Genomic DNA, 19631 nt, shown 5'->3' with positions numbered 1-19631 from the left:
CCTCTACTTAAAGGGACTCTAGAACTCTCCTAGACGACCTTACGCTCTGGTCCCTCGACCGAAAGTGACTCTAGAACTCCTCCAAAATTTGTTGCCTTAAGAATTAGGAAGTACGGCTTAAAATTACTTGGATCTGAAATCAAACCCCCCCGACGAAGTTTTGACCCTGATTTTATATTTCCCGTCCCCCATCTTCCCGGAAACTCTGTGATCGGATTTCTCCTCAAATTCAATACCTTTTAACTCCACGTTAGCTTCACCTGAACTACCGGAATAATCAATTGTGAATGATTCTGGTTTTTTATCAAAGAAAAGCATAACATCCCCGCTTGAAGCTTCTGCATCAATATTTCCGGTTAACTCAGGTGCATGCAGATCGATTCCGCCAGAATTGGTTTCAGCCGTAAAATTCCCCGTCCATTTCTTCGCGATGATCCTTCCAGATGAAGCTTTTGCCTGAATTTCTTCAGAAGTAAGGTTTTGGAGGATCAGTGTGCCGCTGTTAGCCTTTGCAAAGATTGCCGGTGCCTCGATTCCATTCAACTGAATACCGCCGCTGCTTGCTTTGCTTTTAAATTCAGTATGCGCTTTTATTCTTGATACATCGACTTCCCCGGAGCTTGCTTTGAATTTTACTTTTTTGCCTTCCAGGTCTTTTCCGTCAATCCCGCCTGATGATGTTTCAACACTGATCTCTTCATATATTTTTTCAGGCACTTCTACATTCAGAGTCAATTTGATGATTTCCATCCCGAAGCTGAAGCTGCTGTTTCGTTCAACTCTTATCTTTACATTTAATGAATGGCCGTCTTGTGTCACTTCCACCTGCACATTCTCTTTCAGTTTGCTGCTGATTTCTCCTTTCAACTCTATTTTTATATCTTCATTTGTACTTGAAGATAAGATGACTTCCGTTGAAGAGGTGTCGATATTCAGCACCTTTATTTCGTTTCCTTGAACTGTTTTATCCCAATAAAATTTTTCTGTTTTCTTAAAACCCAGCATTCTGTCACTCCTTAAAAATTCACATACTAACACTATTCCATGTAGAATCCTGTATTCCTTTTATAACAACCAAAATGGGACTGACCCTATAGTCAAGTCCCACCGGTTCTCCCTTATTCCATCCATGTGTACATATAATTCTTGTCCTCGACGTCATGAGCCTTTTTTACAACTTTCAACGGCCGGAACGTATCAATCATGACAGCCAGTTCCAAGGTTTCTTTCTTCCCGATGCTCTTTTCTGTTGTGCCGGGATGCGGCCCGTGAGGAATTCCGCTTGGGTGAAGGGTGATCGACCCTTCGCTGATTCCCTTTCTGCTCATAAAATTCCCTTCCACATAATAGAGAAGTTCATCACTGTTTACGTTGCTGTGATAATATGGTGCCGGGATGGACTCCGGATGATAATCATATAGGCGCGGCACAAAGGAACAAACGACAAAATTGTGGCCCTCGAAAGTCTGATGGACCGGCGGCGGCTGATGGACACGCCCTGTAATCGGTTCGAAATCCTCAATATTGAAGACCCAAGGATAAAGGTATCCATCCCAGCCCACAACATCAAGCGGATGGTGATTCAGCACATGGGAATTCAGCAGTCCTCTAGATTTGGTGATGACTTCGAACTCCCCTTTTTCACTGTGTGTTTCCAGCTTTTCAGGACCGCGGATATCCCGTTCACAAAAAGGACTGTGCTCCAGCAGCTGTCCATATTCATTGCGGTACCTTCTTGGAGTCGTGATTTGGCTGAAGGATTCAATAAAAAGAATCTTGGTATCTTCTTCAGGAATGACGCGATAAATCGTGCCGATCGGGATGATGACATAATCTCCGGGACGATAAGTCAAAGTACCGAACATCGTTTCTACCGTCCCTTTTCCACGATGGATGTAGAGCATTTCATCACCGTCACCATTACGGTAGTAATTGTTCATCTTTTCAGTAACTAAAACTGTGCCGATCAGCAAGTCAGCGTTCCCGAGCAGATATTCTCTTCCTTTTATAGCGTCACCTGATTTAGATACATTATCAGTCAGCAGGTGACGGTGCTTCAGCTCCTGATTTTCTTCATATTCAGGGAGGTAGGAACCAAGCAGTTCAGCTTTTGCCACCTCTGTCGGCATATGGTGGTGATATAGGATCGATTGGGTGCCTGAGAACCCTTTTGTCCCCATCACCTGTTCACGGAACAGGCTTCCATCCTCTTTCTTGAACATCGTATGTCGTTTATGCGGGATTTTCCCCAAAGTACGGTAATACATTAAAATCCTCCTTCCTTGATCTCATTTCTCAATCTGCCTAACCCGGTAATTTCCAGTTCTACATTGTCACCAGGCTCCAGCCACCGGTGGACATCTGTACCAAGTTCAAGGATGCAGCCTGACCCAACCGTTCCCGAACCAATCACTTCTCCAGGGTATAACGTGACGTCCGCAGATGCCCTTTCAATCATTTCAGCAAAAGTATAATAGATGCTTTTGAAATTGCCCGATGATAATTCTCGTCCATTCACCTTAGCTGTCATTTTTAAATCGTAACGATCCCCTTCACGGTAAGTTTCCAATTCATCCTTCGTCACGATATAAGGACCGATGGATGTGGCAAAATCTTTCCCTTTGGCAGGGCCCAAGCCAACCTTCATTTCTTCCCGCTGCAGATCCCGTGCGCTCCAGTCATTCATAATGCAATAGCCGAATATGTATTCATCAGCATTTTCCTTCCTGATATTCCGGCCTTCTTTACCAATGACACAGGCAATCTCCAATTCATAATCCAGCCACTTGCAGTCAGCCGGACGCTGGATGGCATCACCGTCTCCTTTAACAGCAAGGTGATTAGTAAAATAAAAGACCGGCATCTCATACCATTCAGGGACGACATCCAGCCCTCGATTCCTCCTGGCTGTCTTTACATGTTCTTCAAAAGCGTAAAAATCCCTGATACTGACCGGACGGGGAATCGGTGCTTGTAGCAATACATCATTTAAGAAGTATATGCCTTTATCGCCCGTTTCCATCCCGCTTAGCAGCTTCATATTCTCATCGCTGTTTTCCAAAAAGGACAGGATATTGTCAGGCAGGTCACCGCCGCTTGCTTCATGTACATCCACTAATGTGTTTTCATCCAGAAGGTAACCCAGCTTTATTCTGCCGGCCTTGTTTTGATAACTTATGAACTTCATAGCATCACCTTTTTCTGACCATCTCAAATGTATCCGCCATCGGCTTCGTATACATCTGACCGGCCATTCTTCCGACTGGTTTCAACTTTTCTGTATCGATCCTGCCGTTGTAATAGAGTTCATCAGCCACTCTTACGTATTCGACTTTCCCAATGACCAGACTTCCCGATCCGGCCCCTTCCCCAAAATGCAGGACTTCATGGAGCGAGCATTCCAGCTGGACTTTGCTTTCTTTCACAGCCGGAGGGGCCACCATTACAGACTCCAGCTTGGTCAATCCGGTTTCTTCAAACTCATCAACACCCGCTTCAAATTCAATGGCTGTGTCATTCATCTGTTCCGTAAACTCTTCACTGACGATATTGATCACGAATTCTTTTGTGCCTTCAATATTATTGAGTGTATCTTTCTTGCTGCCGTCCGTTCCCCTTCTCATGGGCGAAAAACAGACAAGCATCGGGTCTGCACTGATGGCTGTAAAAAAACTGAAAGGGGCAAGATTCGCTTTCCCGTTTTCATCTACCGTCGAGACAAATGCGATCGGGCGCGGAACAATCGATCCCACGAGCAGTTTATAGGCATCCTTCCACTCGAGCGTATCCGGTTTAATTTCCATGCGAGCCCTCCTTTTCTTCTGCAATGACCTGTTTCAAGCCTTCGATGAATGTCTGGTTATCTTTTTCCGTACCGATAGTCACCCTCACTGTGGTTGGATATCCAAGCAGCGTACCTGCACGGACAATGATTCCGTGTTTCAGAAGACCTGCCGCGGCGATATCTCCGCGGATGCCGCAGTCCACCATAATGAAATTGGATTGTGACGGAAAGTATGAAAGCCCCATTTTTGCAAATTCAGCTTCAAGATAATTTCGGCCTTGTTCATTCATTTTTGCGCACTGCTCCACAAATTCCTGATCTTCCATTGCCGCAATGGCTGCTCCTTGGGCCAGCCTGCTTACATTGAATACATCTTTCACCTTTGTCAGCTGGGTTGCTATCTCTTCGTTCATGACACCGAAGCCGACGCGGAGTCCCGCCAGCCCGTAAATTTTTGAAAATGTACGCAGCACAATTAAATTATCAAACTGTTGAAGAAGCGGAATGCAATGCAAATAATCATCTGTTGTCACATACTCCACATACGCTTCATCCACAATCACCAGGACGTGGGATGGGACGCTTTCCAAAAACTTCTGAAGTTCCATTTTCCCATTTATCGTTCCTGTCGGATTATTTGGATTGCAGACAAACACCATTCTGGTCTTGTCGGTGATTCCGGCCAGCATTCCTTCTAAGTCATGGACCCCGTCGATGAGAGGGACAATGACCGGTGTCCCTCCTTCCAGGAAGACATTGGTTTGGTACCTCGGAAAAGTGACATCCGCCATGATGGCTTCGTCACCTTCATTGATATAAGCTCTTGTCAGCAGGCGGATGACTTCATCGGAACCGTTCCCAAATACAAGCTGCTCCTGCCTGACATTTAAGAAGTCACTTGTCTTCTTTTTCAGTTCCTGGGCCATTCCGTCCGGATAGAGGTAGATATCGGAACCTCCGGTACTGAGATATGCCTTGACCCTTGGAGAACAGCCATAAATATTTTCATTTTCTGATAGTTTTCGAATTTCAGAGAGTCCGAGTTCTGCTTTTATATCTTCTATGCTTTTCCCAAGGACATAGGGTGCTATCTCTTCGACTCTTTTTCTCGTTTTAAATTTCACGACCACTTTTGACCCCCGCTTTCTCCTTATAACTACCGCTTCCGCTTGATCAGCTCCTGCTACAATAAAAGGGAGGTCCCTCAAGGTCCCACTCCTCTTCTGGAAGATTTCAGTGTGATACCGTCCTTGTATGGGACTTCCCTTTATTGGGAGGCGCCAATTCTGCATGAATATGGCGCCTCTGGCTATTTTTATAGGTTACCGCGGCGTTCCTGCTCGCGTTCGATCGATTCAAACAATGCTTTGAAGTTCCCATCGCCAAAGCCTCTTGCGCCTTTACGCTGGATCACTTCTATGAAGAAGGTAGGTCTGTCGACTACAGGTTTTGTGAAAATCTGCAGCAGGTATCCTTCGTCATCTCTGTCTACCAAAATCTTTAACTCTTTGATCTTAGAAATCTCTTCATCAATTTCACCAACGCGGTCCGACAGCATGTCATAGTATGTGTCAGGGGTATCAAGGAACTCTACGCCGTTTTCTTTAAGGGCCGCAACCGTCTGGACGATATCCTCAGTAAGGATGGCGATATGCTGAACGCCAGGTCCGTTATAGAATTCAAGGTATTCTTCGATTTGTGATTTTCTCTTTCCTTCTGCTGGTTCATTGATCGGGAATTTAACTCTTCCCCCATTGTGCATAACTTTAGACATCAACGCGGAATATTCTGTATTGATATCATCATTTGTGAAGTGTCTCATTTCTTTGAAGCCCATGACCTTTTCATAGTAGGAAACCCATTCTTCCATTCTTTCAACGTTTCCAACTACATGGTCTACTGCAATGATTCCCGCACCCTTATGAGGGATAGTCGATTCCATCGCCTCGAATCCAGGCATGAACACACCTTTATAGTCTTTGCGCTCTACTAACGTATGGATGGCATCGCCGTATGTACCGATAATCGCTTTTTTGATTGTTCCGTTGTCATCGGACAAAGTCATTGGAGGCGCAATCTCAATGGCACCGCGGGAAACAGCTTCACTGTAAGCCTTTTCAACATCATCCACAGCAAGGGCGATATCTTTGATTCCATCTCCATGCTTTTTCACAAAGGATGCGACACGAGTGCTTTCAGAAAGCGAACCAGTGATTACCATGCGGACTTTATTCTGCTGCAATACGTAAGAAACGGTTTCGCGGTTTCCTGTTTCAAGCCCGGAATAAGCAACGATCTTGAATCCGAATGCAGTGCAGAAATAATGAGCTGACTGCTTTGCATTGCCAGTATAGTATTCCAAATAGTCTACATCTCTTACCGGAAAGAAATCTTCTACTTGTTGGTTTTGATTTGCTTCAGCCATTTTACCTTGCATTTTAACAACCTCCAATAATTTTATTTACTATTCTAAATATTATAATAGTTTCTGGATTAGCTTTTCTCAAGAGCGGGGATTAAAGCGGAAACGCATCACCGCGGTAAAGGATTTCACACTTTCGCAAGCTCTTTTTGCTTTGCAGGCGGAAGGTGTACGGCCTTTCCCTTCAGCGCTTCCATTGCTTCCTGCAGGCTCTCGCTGGTGTTCGGATGCGGGTAATAAGGGTAGGAGAAATCTTCATCCCTTCCCGCCATTTCCATTCCCACTGCTGAGCCTGAAATCATTTCCACTGCTCCGCTTCCGATCATGTGAATGCCCAAAATCAAATCGCTTTCACTATCGGCAACTACTTTTATTAATCCTTCTTTTTCACCAGTCAGCTGGGCAAATCCATTACCGCCCAACGGATAGGTGCTTACAGACACTTTATAATCCTGAACTGCTTCCTTTTCAGTCAATCCAATCGAAGCAACAGGCGGAATAGTTTGTGCGATTTCAGGCAGGAGCATATCATCATATTCCGAAGAAACGCCTGCTGCATTTTCGGCTGCAACCTTGCCCTGCCTGATTGCTTTGACTGCAAGGGAGGCTCCTTTTGTAACATCCCCAACAGCATAAATGCCTTCTATCGAAGTCCTGCAGGCTTCATCGATGGCGATGAAATCATCCTCTGTAAGCTCCATTTTGAGGCGGTCAATCCCTAAGCCATCGATATTGGCCCTTAAGTCGTTTGCTGCAAAGAAATACGGTGTCTCAAGGGTCACAGAATCACTGTCCTGTTTCGTAAAAGTAACTGAAACTGTTTCGTTTGATTCTGCTGTTTCTTCAGGCTGGAAGCCGGTCAACAGCTTCACCTTCATTTTTTTCAAAACTCTGGTCAGCTCTTTATTGATGGAATCGTCGAATGGAAGCTCTCCACTTAGAACAAGGGTCACTTTTGTCCCTAATGCAGCAAAGCTCGAGGCGGCTTCCAGTTCAATATAGCTGTTTCCATAGACAATTAATTCCTCAGGGAGTTCATTCAGCTCATAAATGGAGAATTCATTAAGAATCCGGCTGCTTTTCCCTGAAAGAAAGGAAGGAGTCACTCTCTTGGCACCGGTGGCAATGATGGCAGACTGGAATCGATAAACCGTAAATTGATGCCCATTTTCCACTCCAATTTTATTTTCCGATAGAAATGCAGCCGATCCTTTTACGACTTCCACTTTATTGGCTTTGCAAAGGGAATCCACTCCCTTTTTCAGTTGTGCTATCAAACTCGTTTTATAGTCTTGAAGTTTTGAGAGATTCACCGATACAGAACCGGAATCAAGCCCCATTTTCTGATAATGGCCCATCTCTTTATGCTTTTTGGCTAATTGTGTAAATATCTTCGATGGGATGCACCCCTTATTCAGGCATACGCCGCCAAGATCTTCTTTTTCAACTAGAAGTACGGATAACCCTACCTGAGCCGCTCTAATGGCAGCATGATAACCGCCAGGACCTCCGCCGATAATGACCAGCTCACGTTCTTCTGCTAATTCACCCACTACCATTTACATCAACTCCACAATCATGAGATTTGGATTTTCGATCAGCTCGGCAAAGCGGTTGGTGAACGCCACGGCTGTTGCTCCATCAGCGGCGCGGTGATCAAATGACATGGAAATATTCATCATGGAGCGGATGACGATTTCATCCTTCTCATTGACCATCGGCCTTTTCTTCGTTTTATGGAAGGAAACCAAGGCGACCTCCGGGTAATTGATGATCGGTGTTGCACCGATCGAACCACCCATAGGACCAACATTCGAAATCGTGAATGTTCCGCCTGTTACATCCTTAGAGACGAGTTTGTTTTCCCTTGCCCTCAATGTGAAGTCTTTCATTTCAGAATGAATGGTCTTCAGCGACTTCATCTCGACGTTCTTGACAACCGGCACTATCAGACCGTCTTCAGTATCGGTCGCAATTCCGATATGATGTTCCTTGATAAACGTAATCTGCTCTTTCTCTTCATCTACTCTGCTATTAAAGATCGGAAAGTCTTTGAGGGCGATGGAAAGTGCCTTTACAAAAAATGCAGAAGCAGAGATATTTGTATCAGCTTGCTTGAGTTGAGACCTCAATTCCATCAAGTTCGTCACATCGATTTCTTCAAAGTGAGTACAGTGAGGAATCGTCATAAGTGATGACTTCATCTTCATGCCGATTTGTTTCCTTCTGCCCCTGAATGGGATGCTTCCGCTTTCTTGATAGCTTGGTGCGGTTGCCGGTTTTGTTTCTGGCAGCGAAACTTCTTTTACTGGTTCTGCCGCTTCCGGCTGGACTGTTTTTCCTGCGGCTATGAATCTAGTAACATCTTCATCTGTAATCCTTCCGGCTGCCCCTGTCCCTTCAATCTCAGTAATATCGATGTCATTCTCCCTTGCAATTTTTCTCGTATACGGTGATGCGAGGATTCTTTTCCTGTTGCGCGGAGCCCCAGGAGAAGATGATACAGACGCTGCTGCCGGTTCCGGCTGAGCGGTCTTTTCTACAGATTTACCGCTTCCGGCTGTTTCCATGACCAGCACGACCGTCCCCACTTCAATGGTTGTTCCTTCTGAAACAAGGATCTCCTTAATCTTCCCTGCAGAAGGAGAAGGGATTTCAGCGGTCACTTTATCCGTCTGCACCTCCACCAAAGGCTGGTCGGCCTTTACCGAATCACCAGCCTTGACAAAGAAATGGCTGACATGTGCTTCCGTCATCCCTTCACCGATATCATGCAGTTTAACTTCCATCCTCTTCACCCCCTAAAAATTCGCTGCCTTTTCTACTGCCTTCAATACTCTTTCTGTGGTCGGAAGATAGTAATCTTCAAAACCGAAATAAGGAACAGGTGTATCAAATCCTGTAACCCTCTCCACCGGGGCTTTCTGATACAGGAATGAAGTGTCATTGATGATGGCCAGGACATCATTCCCCACCCCTCCGGTTGCATGGGCTTCATGAACAATGACGGTTCTGCCTGTTTTTTGGACAGATTCGGCGATAATGTCCTTATCTATTGGATATAGGGTTCTCAGGTCGATTACTTCACAGCTGATCCCTTTGCTTTCAGCTTCTTTTGCCGCTTGGGATGCTACTGATACCATCGCTCCCCAGGCAATGATGGTGACATCTTCACCTTCCTGGACGACCTTCCCTTTTCCTAGCTCGATTGAATATTTTTCTTCCGGAACATCTTGTTTTGCAGCACGGTAAATCCGCATCGGTTCCAGGAAGAGGACTGGATCCGGATCTTCAATGGAAGCAATAAGCAGCCCTTTAGCATCGTATGGGTTGGAAGGGCAGACAACCTTCAGACCCGGCATATGCGTAAAAATGGCTTCAGTACTGTCAGAATGGATCTCAGGTGCCCGGACTCCCGCACCATACGGCGCACGGACTACAAGCGGACAAGTGAAGTGGCCTAGTGTTCTCGCCCTCAAGCGTGAGGCATGTGTCATCAACTGCTCATATGCAGGATAAATAAATCCGAGGAACTGAATTTCAGCTACAGGGATAAAACCGTTTGCCGCCATCCCGATTGCAGCTCCGATAAACCCAGCTTCACTTAATGGCGTGTCCATGACCCGGTCTTCACCAAATTCTTCCTGAAGACCATCCGTAGCACGGAAGACGCCCCCGTTTTTCCCGATGTCTTCCCCAAGAAGGAGAACATTTTCTTTTTCCTTCAGCATGACCCGCATGGCGTCCGTTATGGCTCCGACCATTGTCAGCTTATTTGTTTTCACCGCCGTCTTCATCATCCTTCACCCCTTAACTGCTGAAGCAGCAGGTCTTTCTGTTCAGAGATTGTCCATGTCGGCTCTTCAAAAACATAATCGAAAATGACACTTGGATCTGCTTCCGGGTAGCTTTCCAATTCCTCCACAGCCTGATCCACTTCCGCTGTATATTCTTTTGCTGCTGAATCAGCCCACTCCTGATCCCACCAGCCTTGCTTCTCCATGAAGCGCTTCAAGCGGGCGATCGGATCACCAAGTTTCCTTCGTTCATCGCTTTCTGACTGATCCCTGTATTTCGTCGGATCGTCTGCAGTCGTATGAGCACCGTATCTCCAGGTTACTGATTCAATCAGTGTCGGCCCTTCACCATTTCTGGCCCTCTCCAGTGCTTTTGAAGTTTCAAAATAAACCGCAAAAATATCATTCCCGTCAATACGCACACCAGGAATATCATACGCCAGTGCCTTTTGGGCAATGGTTTTGGTTTTCATCTGTTTTTTAACGGGTACTGAGATAGCAAATCCATTATTTTGATTAAAAAAGACAACCGGGGCGTTGAGGACACTTGCAACATTCAGGCCTTCATGAAAGTCTCCTTCTGAAGTTGCCCCGTCACCAAAATAGACGATGGCTGCATTCTTCGTTCCTTTTCGCATCTCTGCATACGCGGCTCCGGCTGCATGAGGTAGCTGCGTAGCGATTGGAATGCCCGGCGGAAAGATTTTTTTGCCTTCCGGCGGGACGCATCCTTCATTTCTTCCCTTCCAAAATAAAAGAATGTTTCTCAAAGAGTGGCCAAAGGTCATTGCAGCCCCATGGTCCCTGTAAGAAGGGAATAACCAGTCCTCATCTTTCAGTGCAGCGGAACTGCCGACCTGTGAGGCCTCCTGTCCCTCATAAGGTGCATAGGTTCCTATCCTCCCTTGCCTTTGTAAGCTGATGGATTTCTTGTCGAAAGTCCGGATCCTGACCATATGACGGTAAAATTCCTTCGCAAGTGATTCTGTAATGCGGGAATCTTTTTCTTCCAGAAGATTTCCATCATTATCAATTACCCTGTAGATTGGAAACTGTTCTTCCATTTCTTCACCTCTATCTCTATAGTGGAAACACTGATTAAGTTCGTACTGACCACTTTGGTCTCTTCATATGAGAGAAAAAGCTGTTCCTGCGGGAGCGCGTCTGGATCAGATTTTCACAGTAGCGGTTCGCTGCCTCTTCTGATGTGATGCCTTCCCTTTCTGCCTGTGCATAAATTCTCTGCAGCGAGTTGTAGATTGTACGCGTCTTCTGAAGGACACGTTCCTTGTTTGGTTCATACAGTTCATCCGCCACCTGGATAAGGCCGCCGGCATTCACGATATAGTCAGGAGCATAAAGGATGCCTCGCTCATGAAGCCTTTTGCCATGCTTTGTATCCAGCAGCTGATTGTTAGCTGATCCCACGACCGCTTTCACTTTCAGCTGTTCAACTGTGTCATCATTGATGATTCCACCGATGGCACAAGGAACAAAAACATCTGCATCAACTGAATAGATTTCCTCTCCGGATACTACTTTGATTGCGACACCTTTCTCATTTGCCCTTGAAACAAGATCATCAATAGCATGCTGGTTGATATCAGTGATATACAACTCTGCTCCCTCATCCATCAAGCGTTCAGCTACCTTTACACCGACTTTTCCAAGTCCCTGGATGGCGTAGCTTCTTGCTCCAAGGTCTTCCGTTCCCCAGACTGTCTTGTTAGTGATTTGCAGCCCGTAAATGACGCCCATTGCCGTCGGGACGGAAGAATCACCGCTGCCGCCGTATTCCTCATCTACACCGACAATGCAGTTCGTCTCTTTCAATGCATAGATAAAATCATCCGGCGTTGTCCCCATGTCCGTTCCTGTATAGAATCTCCCATTCAATGATTCTACGAATTGACCGAAGGCACGGAATAATTCAGGGTTTTTATCTTTTTGCGGATCACCGATGATTACCGCTTTTCCTCCGCCAAAATCCACGTCTGCCGCAGCACATTTATATGTCATGCCTCTCGATAATCTCAAAACATCTTCCAGGGCTTCATCCACTGATTTGTACGGCCTCATTCTGCAGCCGCCCAATGCGGGGCCAAGCGTTGTATTATGTATGGCTATGATAGCCTTTAAACCGGTCTCTTCATCATTACAGAAAACCACTTGTTCATGCTCACGAATCTTTTCAAACATATCCATGAAATCATCTCCTAATCCCCTTTATTTGAAACCGCTTACAAATTCCGACAAAACATATCGGAATCATTCTCCCTTTTCTCCCATAGATTTAATTTTCTCTTTCGGGAGGATGACCTGCTTTACTTCCCCTATTCCAATCAGGCCCTTCTCATTCCTTGCTTCTACTTTTGTTATGACAACATTTGACCTCAGTTCCGTCAAGGTAGCTGTAACGGTCACCGTTGTACCTTCACTGCTGGGAGCGATATGCTTCATGGAAACAGCTCCTCCCATTCCCTCTTCTCCTTCTTCCAAAAAGGGCAGGATTATCTTTCTTGAAGCCCATTCCATATGATAGACCATTGATACAGTCGAGTAGACCGGGTGAACAACTTCCCCGTTGAATTGGGCAAACATATCAGGAGTCACCGTGGCGGTAACGGATGCTGTCTGTCCCACCATCATGCCAGACTTCATATGCCCCCTCCTTTTTCTTAAGCAAAAACATATAACGTTAATTCAACGATATAATAACATTTTGTATAATAAATAGTCAATAAATTGTAAAAATTAAAAACATTAATAATTTTCTCCTCGGAAACATATACTAGGAGATTTGGGTTTTTCCCTTCTGCTATTTGGATCATTTCAGTTTGATAGTTTTGTTTTTTTGATGGCTGGGTACATGAATTCGGCTTAGAGTCGGAATCCATGTACTCTGATTGACAAACTGACTACATGGGTTGGAGCTGATGACGGAATCCATGTATCCAAATCGACAAACTAACTACATGGGTTGGGGCCGGGAACGGAATCCATGTATCCAGATCGACAAACTAACTACATGGTTAGGCTGCGGACGTGAAGATATGCTGCTCTCCTGGACAGCCTTAACAAAAATCCCCAAAATAAAAAAGGATGGGGCCTCCATCCTTTTTTTATCAGGCAAGTATCGCTTTGTCGCTCGCCATTTGTTCGCCTCTGATTCGCTGGAACTCTTTTAAAAGTCCTTCCACTGTCAAATCTTTTTTCTGCTCTTCATTAACTTCGAGAATGATCTCGCCTTTGTCCATCATGATCAGTCTGTTGCCGAGGTCGATGGCCTGCTGCATGTTGTGCGTGACCATTAGTGTCGTCAGATTATACTTGGCTACGATTTCTTTGGTCAGATTGGTAATCAGCGCTGCACGGGAGGGATCCAGTGCTGCGGTATGTTCATCCAGCAGCAGGATGGACGGTTCAGTGAACGTCGCCATCAGCAGGGACAGCGCCTGCCTCTCTCCTCCAGACAGAAGGCCGACTTTGGCATTCAGCCGGTTCTCCAGATTAAGGTGCAGGGATTCAAGGACTTCCTTGAAGTGCTCCCTTCGTTTCTTGGTGACTCCGCTTCTGAGTGTCCTTTTCTTGTTCCGTGCATATGCCATTGCCAGATTTTCTTCAATAGTCATAGTCGGTGCAGTACCTGCCATTGGATCTTGAAAGACCCTTCCAATCAGTTTCGAACGTTTGAATTCCGATACCCGGGTTACGTCATTGTCATCAATGATGACTTCACCCGTGTCAGGGATGAGCACTCCGGAAATCATGTTCATCAGCGTGGATTTCCCAGCACCATTACTTCCGATGACCGTTACGAAATCACCTGGATTCATTGTCAGGCTTACGTCACCAAGTGCGACTTTTTCATCAGGTGTGCCTTCGTTGAAAATTTTATGGATCCTATTTAATTGTAACACTGCGATCATCCTTCCCTTCTGGAGTTAGAGCGAGCTCCTGAAGCCGCTGGGCCTGCTTTGCAGCCTTACGTTTCTTTTCTTTGTAGTGGTCCATAATCTTAGGCAATACCAGAGCCAGGATGACAATTGTCGCCGTGATCAGTTTCATATCGCCTGTTTCCAAAAACTCCACTCTCAGGGCCATACTGACGACAATACGGTAAATGATCGCACCGCCGATAACAGCAAGCGTCGTTCTGACAATCGTTTTTGTACCGAATAAGGCTTCACCGATAATTACAGAAGCCAAACCGATGATGATCATCCCGATCCCCATTCCGACATCAGCAAATCCGCTGTACTGGGCAATCAACGCCCCTGAAAGCGCTACCATAGCATTTGAAATACCAAGCCCTAGAATGATCAGCGTGTTGGTATTGGCGGAAAAACTTCTGATCATCCTCTGGTTATCCCCGGTTGCCCGGAGTGCCAGCCCTATCTCGGTTCTAAGGAATCTGTCTGCCAGGAATTTAATCAGGAATGTCACAAGGATCATGAAGAACAGAATCCCCCATGTACCCGGTACAAATTCTCCTAACCCCACAGCTGTCAGCATATTTTCAATGGCTGAATCGATTCCAAGCTTAGCCCAGAAACTTTCAACATGTGTAAAAGAAGTCTCCTGATTCAGCAGCGGTACATTTGATTTCCCCATGATCCTCAAGTTGATTGAGTAAAGGGCAATCATCATTAATATCCCGGATAAAAGGGCATTGATTTTTCCAAACGTATGAATAATTCCGGTTATACATCCGGCAGCAAAACCAGCCAGAATAGATACCAGTGTCGCCACAAAAGGATTCACTCCGCTTACAACAAGGGTGGCAGCAACTGCCGCCCCTGTTACAAAGCTCCCATCAACAGTCAAGTCTGGAAAGTCCAGTATCCGGAAAGATAGATATACCCCAAGCGCCATAATGGCGTAAATGATTCCCGATTCAACGGAACCAAAAATTGCCGTAAACATGATGCATCACCCTTCCTATTCTAAAAACTCTACCAGGTCAGCCCACTCATCCTTGATTTCTACCCCTTGTTCCTCTGCTGCAGCCTTGTTTAGTGTCAAGACAGCATTTTCTGGTGTTTCCACATCGATTTCTGATGGTTTTTTATCACCATTCAGAATCTTAACTGCCATAAGTCCGGTTTGGTAACCAAGGTCTTCATAGCTGAAACCGCTCGCAGCAACCCCTCCGCGCTTCAAGGAATCCAATTCACCGACAAATAGCGGGATGTCTTTCTCGTTGGCAACGGAAATGACAGATTCAAGGGCCGATACAACTGTATTGTCCTTAGGAACATAAATGGCATCCACTCGCCCTACAAGAGACTCAGCAGCCTGCTTAACTTCCGCGGAAGTGGAAATGGATACTTCTACGACCTCGGCACCTTTCTCTTTCGCGATTTCGTTTACTTGCTTAACTTGTACTTCTGAATTCTGCTCACCTGAGTTATAAATGACCCCGATTGTCTCAGCGCCGACTTCATCAATCATAAAACCGACAGTCTGCGGAATGGCATCCGGGTTTGTATCGGTCGTACCAGTAATGTTATCGCCAGGCTTATCAAAGGCTTCAACCAGTCCGGCACCAACCGGGTCTGTTACTGATGTGAACACGATTGGTATTTCCTTTGTTTCATTCAGGACATGCAGCGCACTCGGTGTCGAGTTTGCGAAGATCAAGTCCACTTTGTCGCCAACAAGCTTCTTGGCGATACTCTGGGAGTTGCTTTGATCATTTTGCGCATTCTGAACATCAAACTTTACGTTTTTCCCCTCTTCGTAACCATTTTCAGCCAAGGCCTTTTTGAACCCTTCATAAGCGGCATCCAATGATGGATGTTCAACAATCTGTGTCACGCCAATCGTATACGTTTCGTCTCCTGATGCAGCATCCTTGTCACCTGAACAGCCTGCAAGCATCAATGACCCTGCTAAAACAGAACTTAATAACAGCAAACTCTTTCTCAACTGAAATCCCCCTTTGTTCTATCAAAAAATATTTATATACAGGGGCATGTACCCCTCTATATCAAAAAAAGGTCCTGAAAAGACGAATCGTTGATTGATAATAGATTTTGCTTTTCCCTATCGCCGGAATTCCAGACTGCAGTGCTTTAGTGTGATGAAAAACATACCCTGCGTAATTACAACGTTATAGTATCACCGAAGTTATAAGAAAGTCAATAATATTCGGAAAATTAAAAAATTAGTATTATTATATAATGTTTCGCAGGTGTTTACTATGACTTTTACAATTTTTTTGCTTTTATCTATAAAATAATGCTGATTGAACTGGCTTTATTCTGGAGAAAGAAAATAAAAGGAGAGGATGTACTGCGGGATTAATAGGATTAGAGCAGACAAAAAGACGGGCACAAGGACCCGTCTTTCAGCTTAATATTTCTGCTCCGGAAGCTAAGCACTCTTTCGCTTCCGCTATCATTCTCTCAAATAACTCTTTTACAGTTGGTATATCAGCCACTAGGCTGCTCACCTGTCCGCCATTGATAAAGCCTTCATCAAGTCTGCCTTCGAGGGCTCCTTTTCTATGGAAATCCTCAGAGGTGATCCTTGCAAAGTCTTCCGGCTTCATCCCTTCCCTTTCATGCATCAAAAGTGTTTCAGCATAAGGGGTTTTCATGATCCGGCGGACACGGCCGACGGATCTTCCGACAATGACCGTACCCTTATCGTCAGCTTCTAATAACGTGTTTTTATAGTTTGCGTGGAAGGGAGCTTCTTTCGTCGCTATGAGCCTGGTGCCCATCTGTACCCCTGCTGCACCGAGGGCAAGCATGGCTGCCAGTCCCCTTCCATCCCCTATACCTCCTGCTGCTACAACCGGTACGTTGACAGCATCAAGAATCTGCGGAATCAACGTAAGCGTGGTCGTTTCCAGACTGGAGTTGATTCCGGCTGCTTCATAGCCTTCCGCTGCAATAATGTCAGCTCCTGCTTTTTCAGCTTTTAGGGCTTGCTTGGCAGAAGCGACTACACAGATGACCTTAATCCCTTTTTCTTTAAAGACAGGAATAAGCGGTGCAGGATTCCCTGCTGATAGAGAAACAGCTGCCAAGTCATGCTTCAATACAAGTTCAACCATTTCTTTCAAATGGCCAGTCACCGAAATGGGAATATTGAGCGCAATCGGTTTCTCTGTCAGATTTTTTGTCTCAAGGATGATGTCTTCCACTTCTTCTGCAGTCATAGTCCCGGCCCCGATCGTTCCAAGACCTCCTGCTTCCGAGACAGCGGATGTCAGCTGGGCATTGCTGATATTCCCCATCCCTCCTTGAAGAATCGGATACTGGATACCAAGAATTCCGGTTATGTTTTTCATTCCACTTGCCCCCTTTTAATCTAGTATCAACGGGTGGTCAAACATGTTGTAGGATTGATCTTTATTTGTGAGCTCATTTCCTTCTTGATACACTTCTTCAAAAAATTGTGACGCGGGTCTTGCCAGTACTTTGTAATAGTCACTGAAAAGGGACGCTGCGTGTCCGCCCAGCCACTTTTCCGGCAGCAGCTCTTCAGGCAGACCGGGATCCACGAAAAGGAATTTCCGGTATTCATGCACAAGCTTCGTTCTTTCGACAAAACATTCAGCTTCTGACATTTCCCCTTTTTCAATCTTATTTTTATCAATGATATATTTTTGGCTGTAATCCGAAATGAAGTCTGAATAACGCTCATTGATTTCCTGGAGATCCCAGCTTTTACTGATGAGACGCTGGTCTTCATTCGGGCCATCATATTTGGCGATAAAGAAATCGACATATTGTTTAATATCATACTTATCTATAAGATCATATACCTGTTTTTCCAGGTTGTTGGGTGAAATCCAGCAGCTGTTGGAAAGAGTGCCGAAACCGCTCCATACCAGTTCTTTCCGGAGTTCATCCCTTACATTGCGGATTTCCTCCGGTATCGTGTACATAAGGATTCTCCACTGTCCATCCCACGTTTCAGTTTGCAATTTAAAGATACGCTGAGCTGCTTCTTCCATACGTTTCAGTCCGCGTTCTGTCAATGAATAATAGCTCTTGTTTCCCTGCTTTTCAGATTGGACCCAGCCCTGCTTATTCATCCTGGAAATTGCAGCCCTGACTGCCTGGTCATTATGGCCAAACTCCCTTAAAAGTTTGATCAGGCTCCCAATCCATATCTTATTGCCGTAATGGCGGATGTAATCTCCATATAAAGTGAAAATCATTGATCTTGTGTTCAACCCGTTCGCCTCTTTCTTACTCCTAACAAGACATTTTGTTAAAATAATATATTTGTGACGTCATTTTTACGTTAACCCTAATCTTATCATAGAATAATATAAATTTTAAGTAAAAGTATGACTTTTATCACTTTTATGAAAACTCCATCCTACGAATAGCCCAAGCGATATTATATTGAAAAAATTCCATAAAGACATACGTCTCTATGGAATAGAGTCCACCGATTATTCAACCCGCTCCACAATCGTGGCAATTCCCTGCCCTACGCCAATGCACATGGTTGCGAGGCCATGTTTAACTTCCCTTCGCTTCATTTCATACAGAAGGGTGGTCAATATCCTGGCTCCGCTTGCTCCCAGTGGATGACCGAAAGCGATGGCTCCTCCGTTGACATTAACGCGTGCTGAATCAAGCCCAAGCTCCCTGATACACGCAAGTGATTGAGAGGCAAACGCTTCGTTTAATTCAATCAAGCCCAAGTCTTCCTTATCCAGGTTTGCCCTGTTCAAAGCCTTCCTGGTTGCATAGATCGGCCCGAGGCCCATGACGGAAGGTTGGAGTCCAGCCGTTGCTGAAACGACATACTTAGCCAGAGGTTTCAAACCAAGTTCTTCTGCCTTTTCCGCAGTCATTAACAGCAGGGCTGATGCACCGTCATTGACTCCGGATGCATTCCCGGCGGTTACGGTACCATTTTCAAATAACGGCTTCAGTTTGGAGAGCTTCTCCATACTGGATTCCGGACGGGGATGCTCATCCTGGTCCACGGTGATTTCATTGCCTTTGCGGTCCTTATATACAACCGGAACGATTTCCTCATGGAAGACGCCTGATTCCATTGCTTCCTTCGCCTTCAGCTGGCTGTGGAGAGCGAACTCATCCTGGTCCTCCCTCGAGATGCCGAACTGCTTTGCGACATTCTCTGCAGTCTCCGGCATGCTGTCCGTTCCGTATCTTTGTGCAAGCCGGGGATTGATGAATCTCCAGCCGATGGTGGTGTCGAACATTTCCATATTGCCTCTTGGAAACTCCTTTTCAGGCTTCGCCATGACAAATGGAGCTCTCGTCATGCTTTCAGTTCCGCCTGCAATGAAAATATCCCCTTCCCCTGCCATGATGGCCCTTGCTGCATAGTTTACAGCATCCAATCCCGAGCCGCATAAGCGATTGATTGTGGTAGCGCTAGTTTCCACCGGCATACCTGCCAGCAAGGCTGACATCCTTGCCACATTGCGGTTGTCTTCACCCGCCCCATTTGCATTTCCAAGAACGACTTCTTCAACCTGCTCTGCGGGCATCCCCGGGTTTCTATCAAACAGCGCTTTAATGACGACCGCTCCCAGGTCATCAGGTCGAACAGTCTTCAAAGCACCTTTGTATTTTCCGATTGGGGTACGGACAGCATCGACAATTACTACTTCTCTCATCGCGGC

18 protein-coding genes are annotated in these 19631 nt (G+C 45.6%); all 18 read right to left on the bottom strand.

Going from position 1 to position 19631, the window contains the following annotated elements:
• Window positions 1-123 precede the first annotated feature (123 nt).
• The 18 genes from ACOJQI_RS04480 to ACOJQI_RS04395 all read right to left on the bottom strand — a co-directional run bounded on the left by ACOJQI_RS04480 (window position 124) and on the right by ACOJQI_RS04395 (window position 19625).
• On the bottom strand, window positions 124-1005 hold the full coding sequence (locus ACOJQI_RS04480) for a DUF4097 family beta strand repeat-containing protein (RefSeq protein ID WP_421383844.1): 882 nt from the start codon (window positions 1003-1005) through the stop codon (window positions 124-126).
• Window positions 1006-1118: 113 nt separating this feature from the next.
• Complete coding sequence (locus tag ACOJQI_RS04475) at window positions 1119-2273, bottom strand: homogentisate 1,2-dioxygenase (protein ID WP_421385388.1); 1155 nt, start codon at window positions 2271-2273, stop codon at window positions 1119-1121.
• Entirely contained in the window at window positions 2267-3187 is a 921-nt protein-coding gene (locus tag ACOJQI_RS04470) for a fumarylacetoacetate hydrolase family protein (protein ID WP_421383843.1), read from the bottom strand. The genes ACOJQI_RS04475 and ACOJQI_RS04470 overlap by 7 nt, the downstream gene beginning before the upstream one ends.
• A gap of 4 nt (window positions 3188-3191) precedes the next feature.
• Entirely contained in the window at window positions 3192-3803 is a 612-nt protein-coding gene (locus tag ACOJQI_RS04465) for a flavin reductase family protein (protein ID WP_421383842.1), read from the bottom strand.
• Window positions 3793-4914, bottom strand: coding sequence for a histidinol-phosphate transaminase (gene hisC, locus ACOJQI_RS04460; protein WP_421383841.1), 1122 nt, complete (start codon window positions 4912-4914; stop codon window positions 3793-3795). The genes ACOJQI_RS04465 and hisC overlap by 11 nt, the downstream gene beginning before the upstream one ends.
• Window positions 4915-5099: 185 nt before the next feature.
• Complete coding sequence (gene hppD / locus ACOJQI_RS04455; protein WP_421383840.1) at window positions 5100-6221, bottom strand: 4-hydroxyphenylpyruvate dioxygenase; 1122 nt, start codon at window positions 6219-6221, stop codon at window positions 5100-5102.
• 113 nt (window positions 6222-6334) lie between these two features.
• Window positions 6335-7765: a dihydrolipoyl dehydrogenase family protein gene (locus tag ACOJQI_RS04450; protein ID WP_421383839.1), complete on the bottom strand. Its 1431-nt coding sequence runs from the start codon at window positions 7763-7765 to the stop codon at window positions 6335-6337.
• Complete coding sequence (locus ACOJQI_RS04445) at window positions 7766-8995, bottom strand: dihydrolipoamide acetyltransferase family protein (protein ID WP_421383838.1); 1230 nt, start codon at window positions 8993-8995, stop codon at window positions 7766-7768.
• 12 nt (window positions 8996-9007) lie between these two features.
• The gene (locus ACOJQI_RS04440) at window positions 9008-10003 is read right to left on the bottom strand and encodes an alpha-ketoacid dehydrogenase subunit beta (RefSeq protein ID WP_421385387.1); all 996 of its coding nucleotides are present in this window, start codon (window positions 10001-10003) and stop codon (window positions 9008-9010) included.
• Complete coding sequence (gene pdhA / locus ACOJQI_RS04435; RefSeq protein WP_421383837.1) at window positions 10003-11067, bottom strand: pyruvate dehydrogenase (acetyl-transferring) E1 component subunit alpha; 1065 nt, start codon at window positions 11065-11067, stop codon at window positions 10003-10005. Before pdhA ends, ACOJQI_RS04440 begins: the two co-directional genes overlap by 1 nt.
• Window positions 11068-11101: 34 nt before the next feature.
• Window positions 11102-12208, bottom strand: a complete 1107-nt coding sequence (locus tag ACOJQI_RS04430) for a Leu/Phe/Val dehydrogenase (protein ID WP_421383836.1) — start codon at window positions 12206-12208, stop codon at window positions 11102-11104.
• 63 nt (window positions 12209-12271) lie between these two features.
• Window positions 12272-12664: a thioesterase family protein gene (locus ACOJQI_RS04425; protein WP_421383835.1), complete on the bottom strand. Its 393-nt coding sequence runs from the start codon at window positions 12662-12664 to the stop codon at window positions 12272-12274.
• Window positions 12665-13128: 464 nt separating this feature from the next.
• Window positions 13129-13923 (bottom strand): ABC transporter ATP-binding protein, encoded by a 795-nt coding sequence (locus ACOJQI_RS04420; protein WP_421383834.1) that lies wholly within the window; start codon window positions 13921-13923, stop codon window positions 13129-13131.
• Window positions 13907-14929, bottom strand: a complete 1023-nt coding sequence (locus ACOJQI_RS04415) for an ABC transporter permease (protein WP_421383833.1) — start codon at window positions 14927-14929, stop codon at window positions 13907-13909. The genes ACOJQI_RS04420 and ACOJQI_RS04415 overlap by 17 nt, the downstream gene beginning before the upstream one ends.
• Before the next feature lie 15 nt (window positions 14930-14944).
• Entirely contained in the window at window positions 14945-15934 is a 990-nt protein-coding gene (locus tag ACOJQI_RS04410) for an ABC transporter substrate-binding protein (RefSeq protein WP_421383832.1), read from the bottom strand.
• Window positions 15935-16355: 421 nt separating this feature from the next.
• Window positions 16356-17306, bottom strand: coding sequence for an NAD(P)H-dependent flavin oxidoreductase (locus ACOJQI_RS04405; protein WP_421383831.1), 951 nt, complete (start codon window positions 17304-17306; stop codon window positions 16356-16358).
• Between the two features lie 15 nt (window positions 17307-17321).
• The gene (paaX, locus tag ACOJQI_RS04400) at window positions 17322-18197 is read right to left on the bottom strand and encodes a phenylacetic acid degradation operon negative regulatory protein PaaX (protein ID WP_421383830.1); all 876 of its coding nucleotides are present in this window, start codon (window positions 18195-18197) and stop codon (window positions 17322-17324) included.
• Between the two features lie 225 nt (window positions 18198-18422).
• Window positions 18423-19625: a 3-oxoadipyl-CoA thiolase gene (locus ACOJQI_RS04395; protein WP_421383829.1), complete on the bottom strand. Its 1203-nt coding sequence runs from the start codon at window positions 19623-19625 to the stop codon at window positions 18423-18425.
• Between the last annotated feature and the right edge of the window lie 6 nt (window positions 19626-19631).

The organism is Bacillus salacetis (genome assembly GCF_049177075.1).
GTDB lineage: Bacteria > Bacillota > Bacilli > Bacillales > Bacillaceae_B > Rossellomorea > Rossellomorea salacetis_A.
The sequence above is the reverse complement of the archived record's forward strand: the minus strand, read 5'-3'. Positions and strand labels throughout refer to the sequence as shown.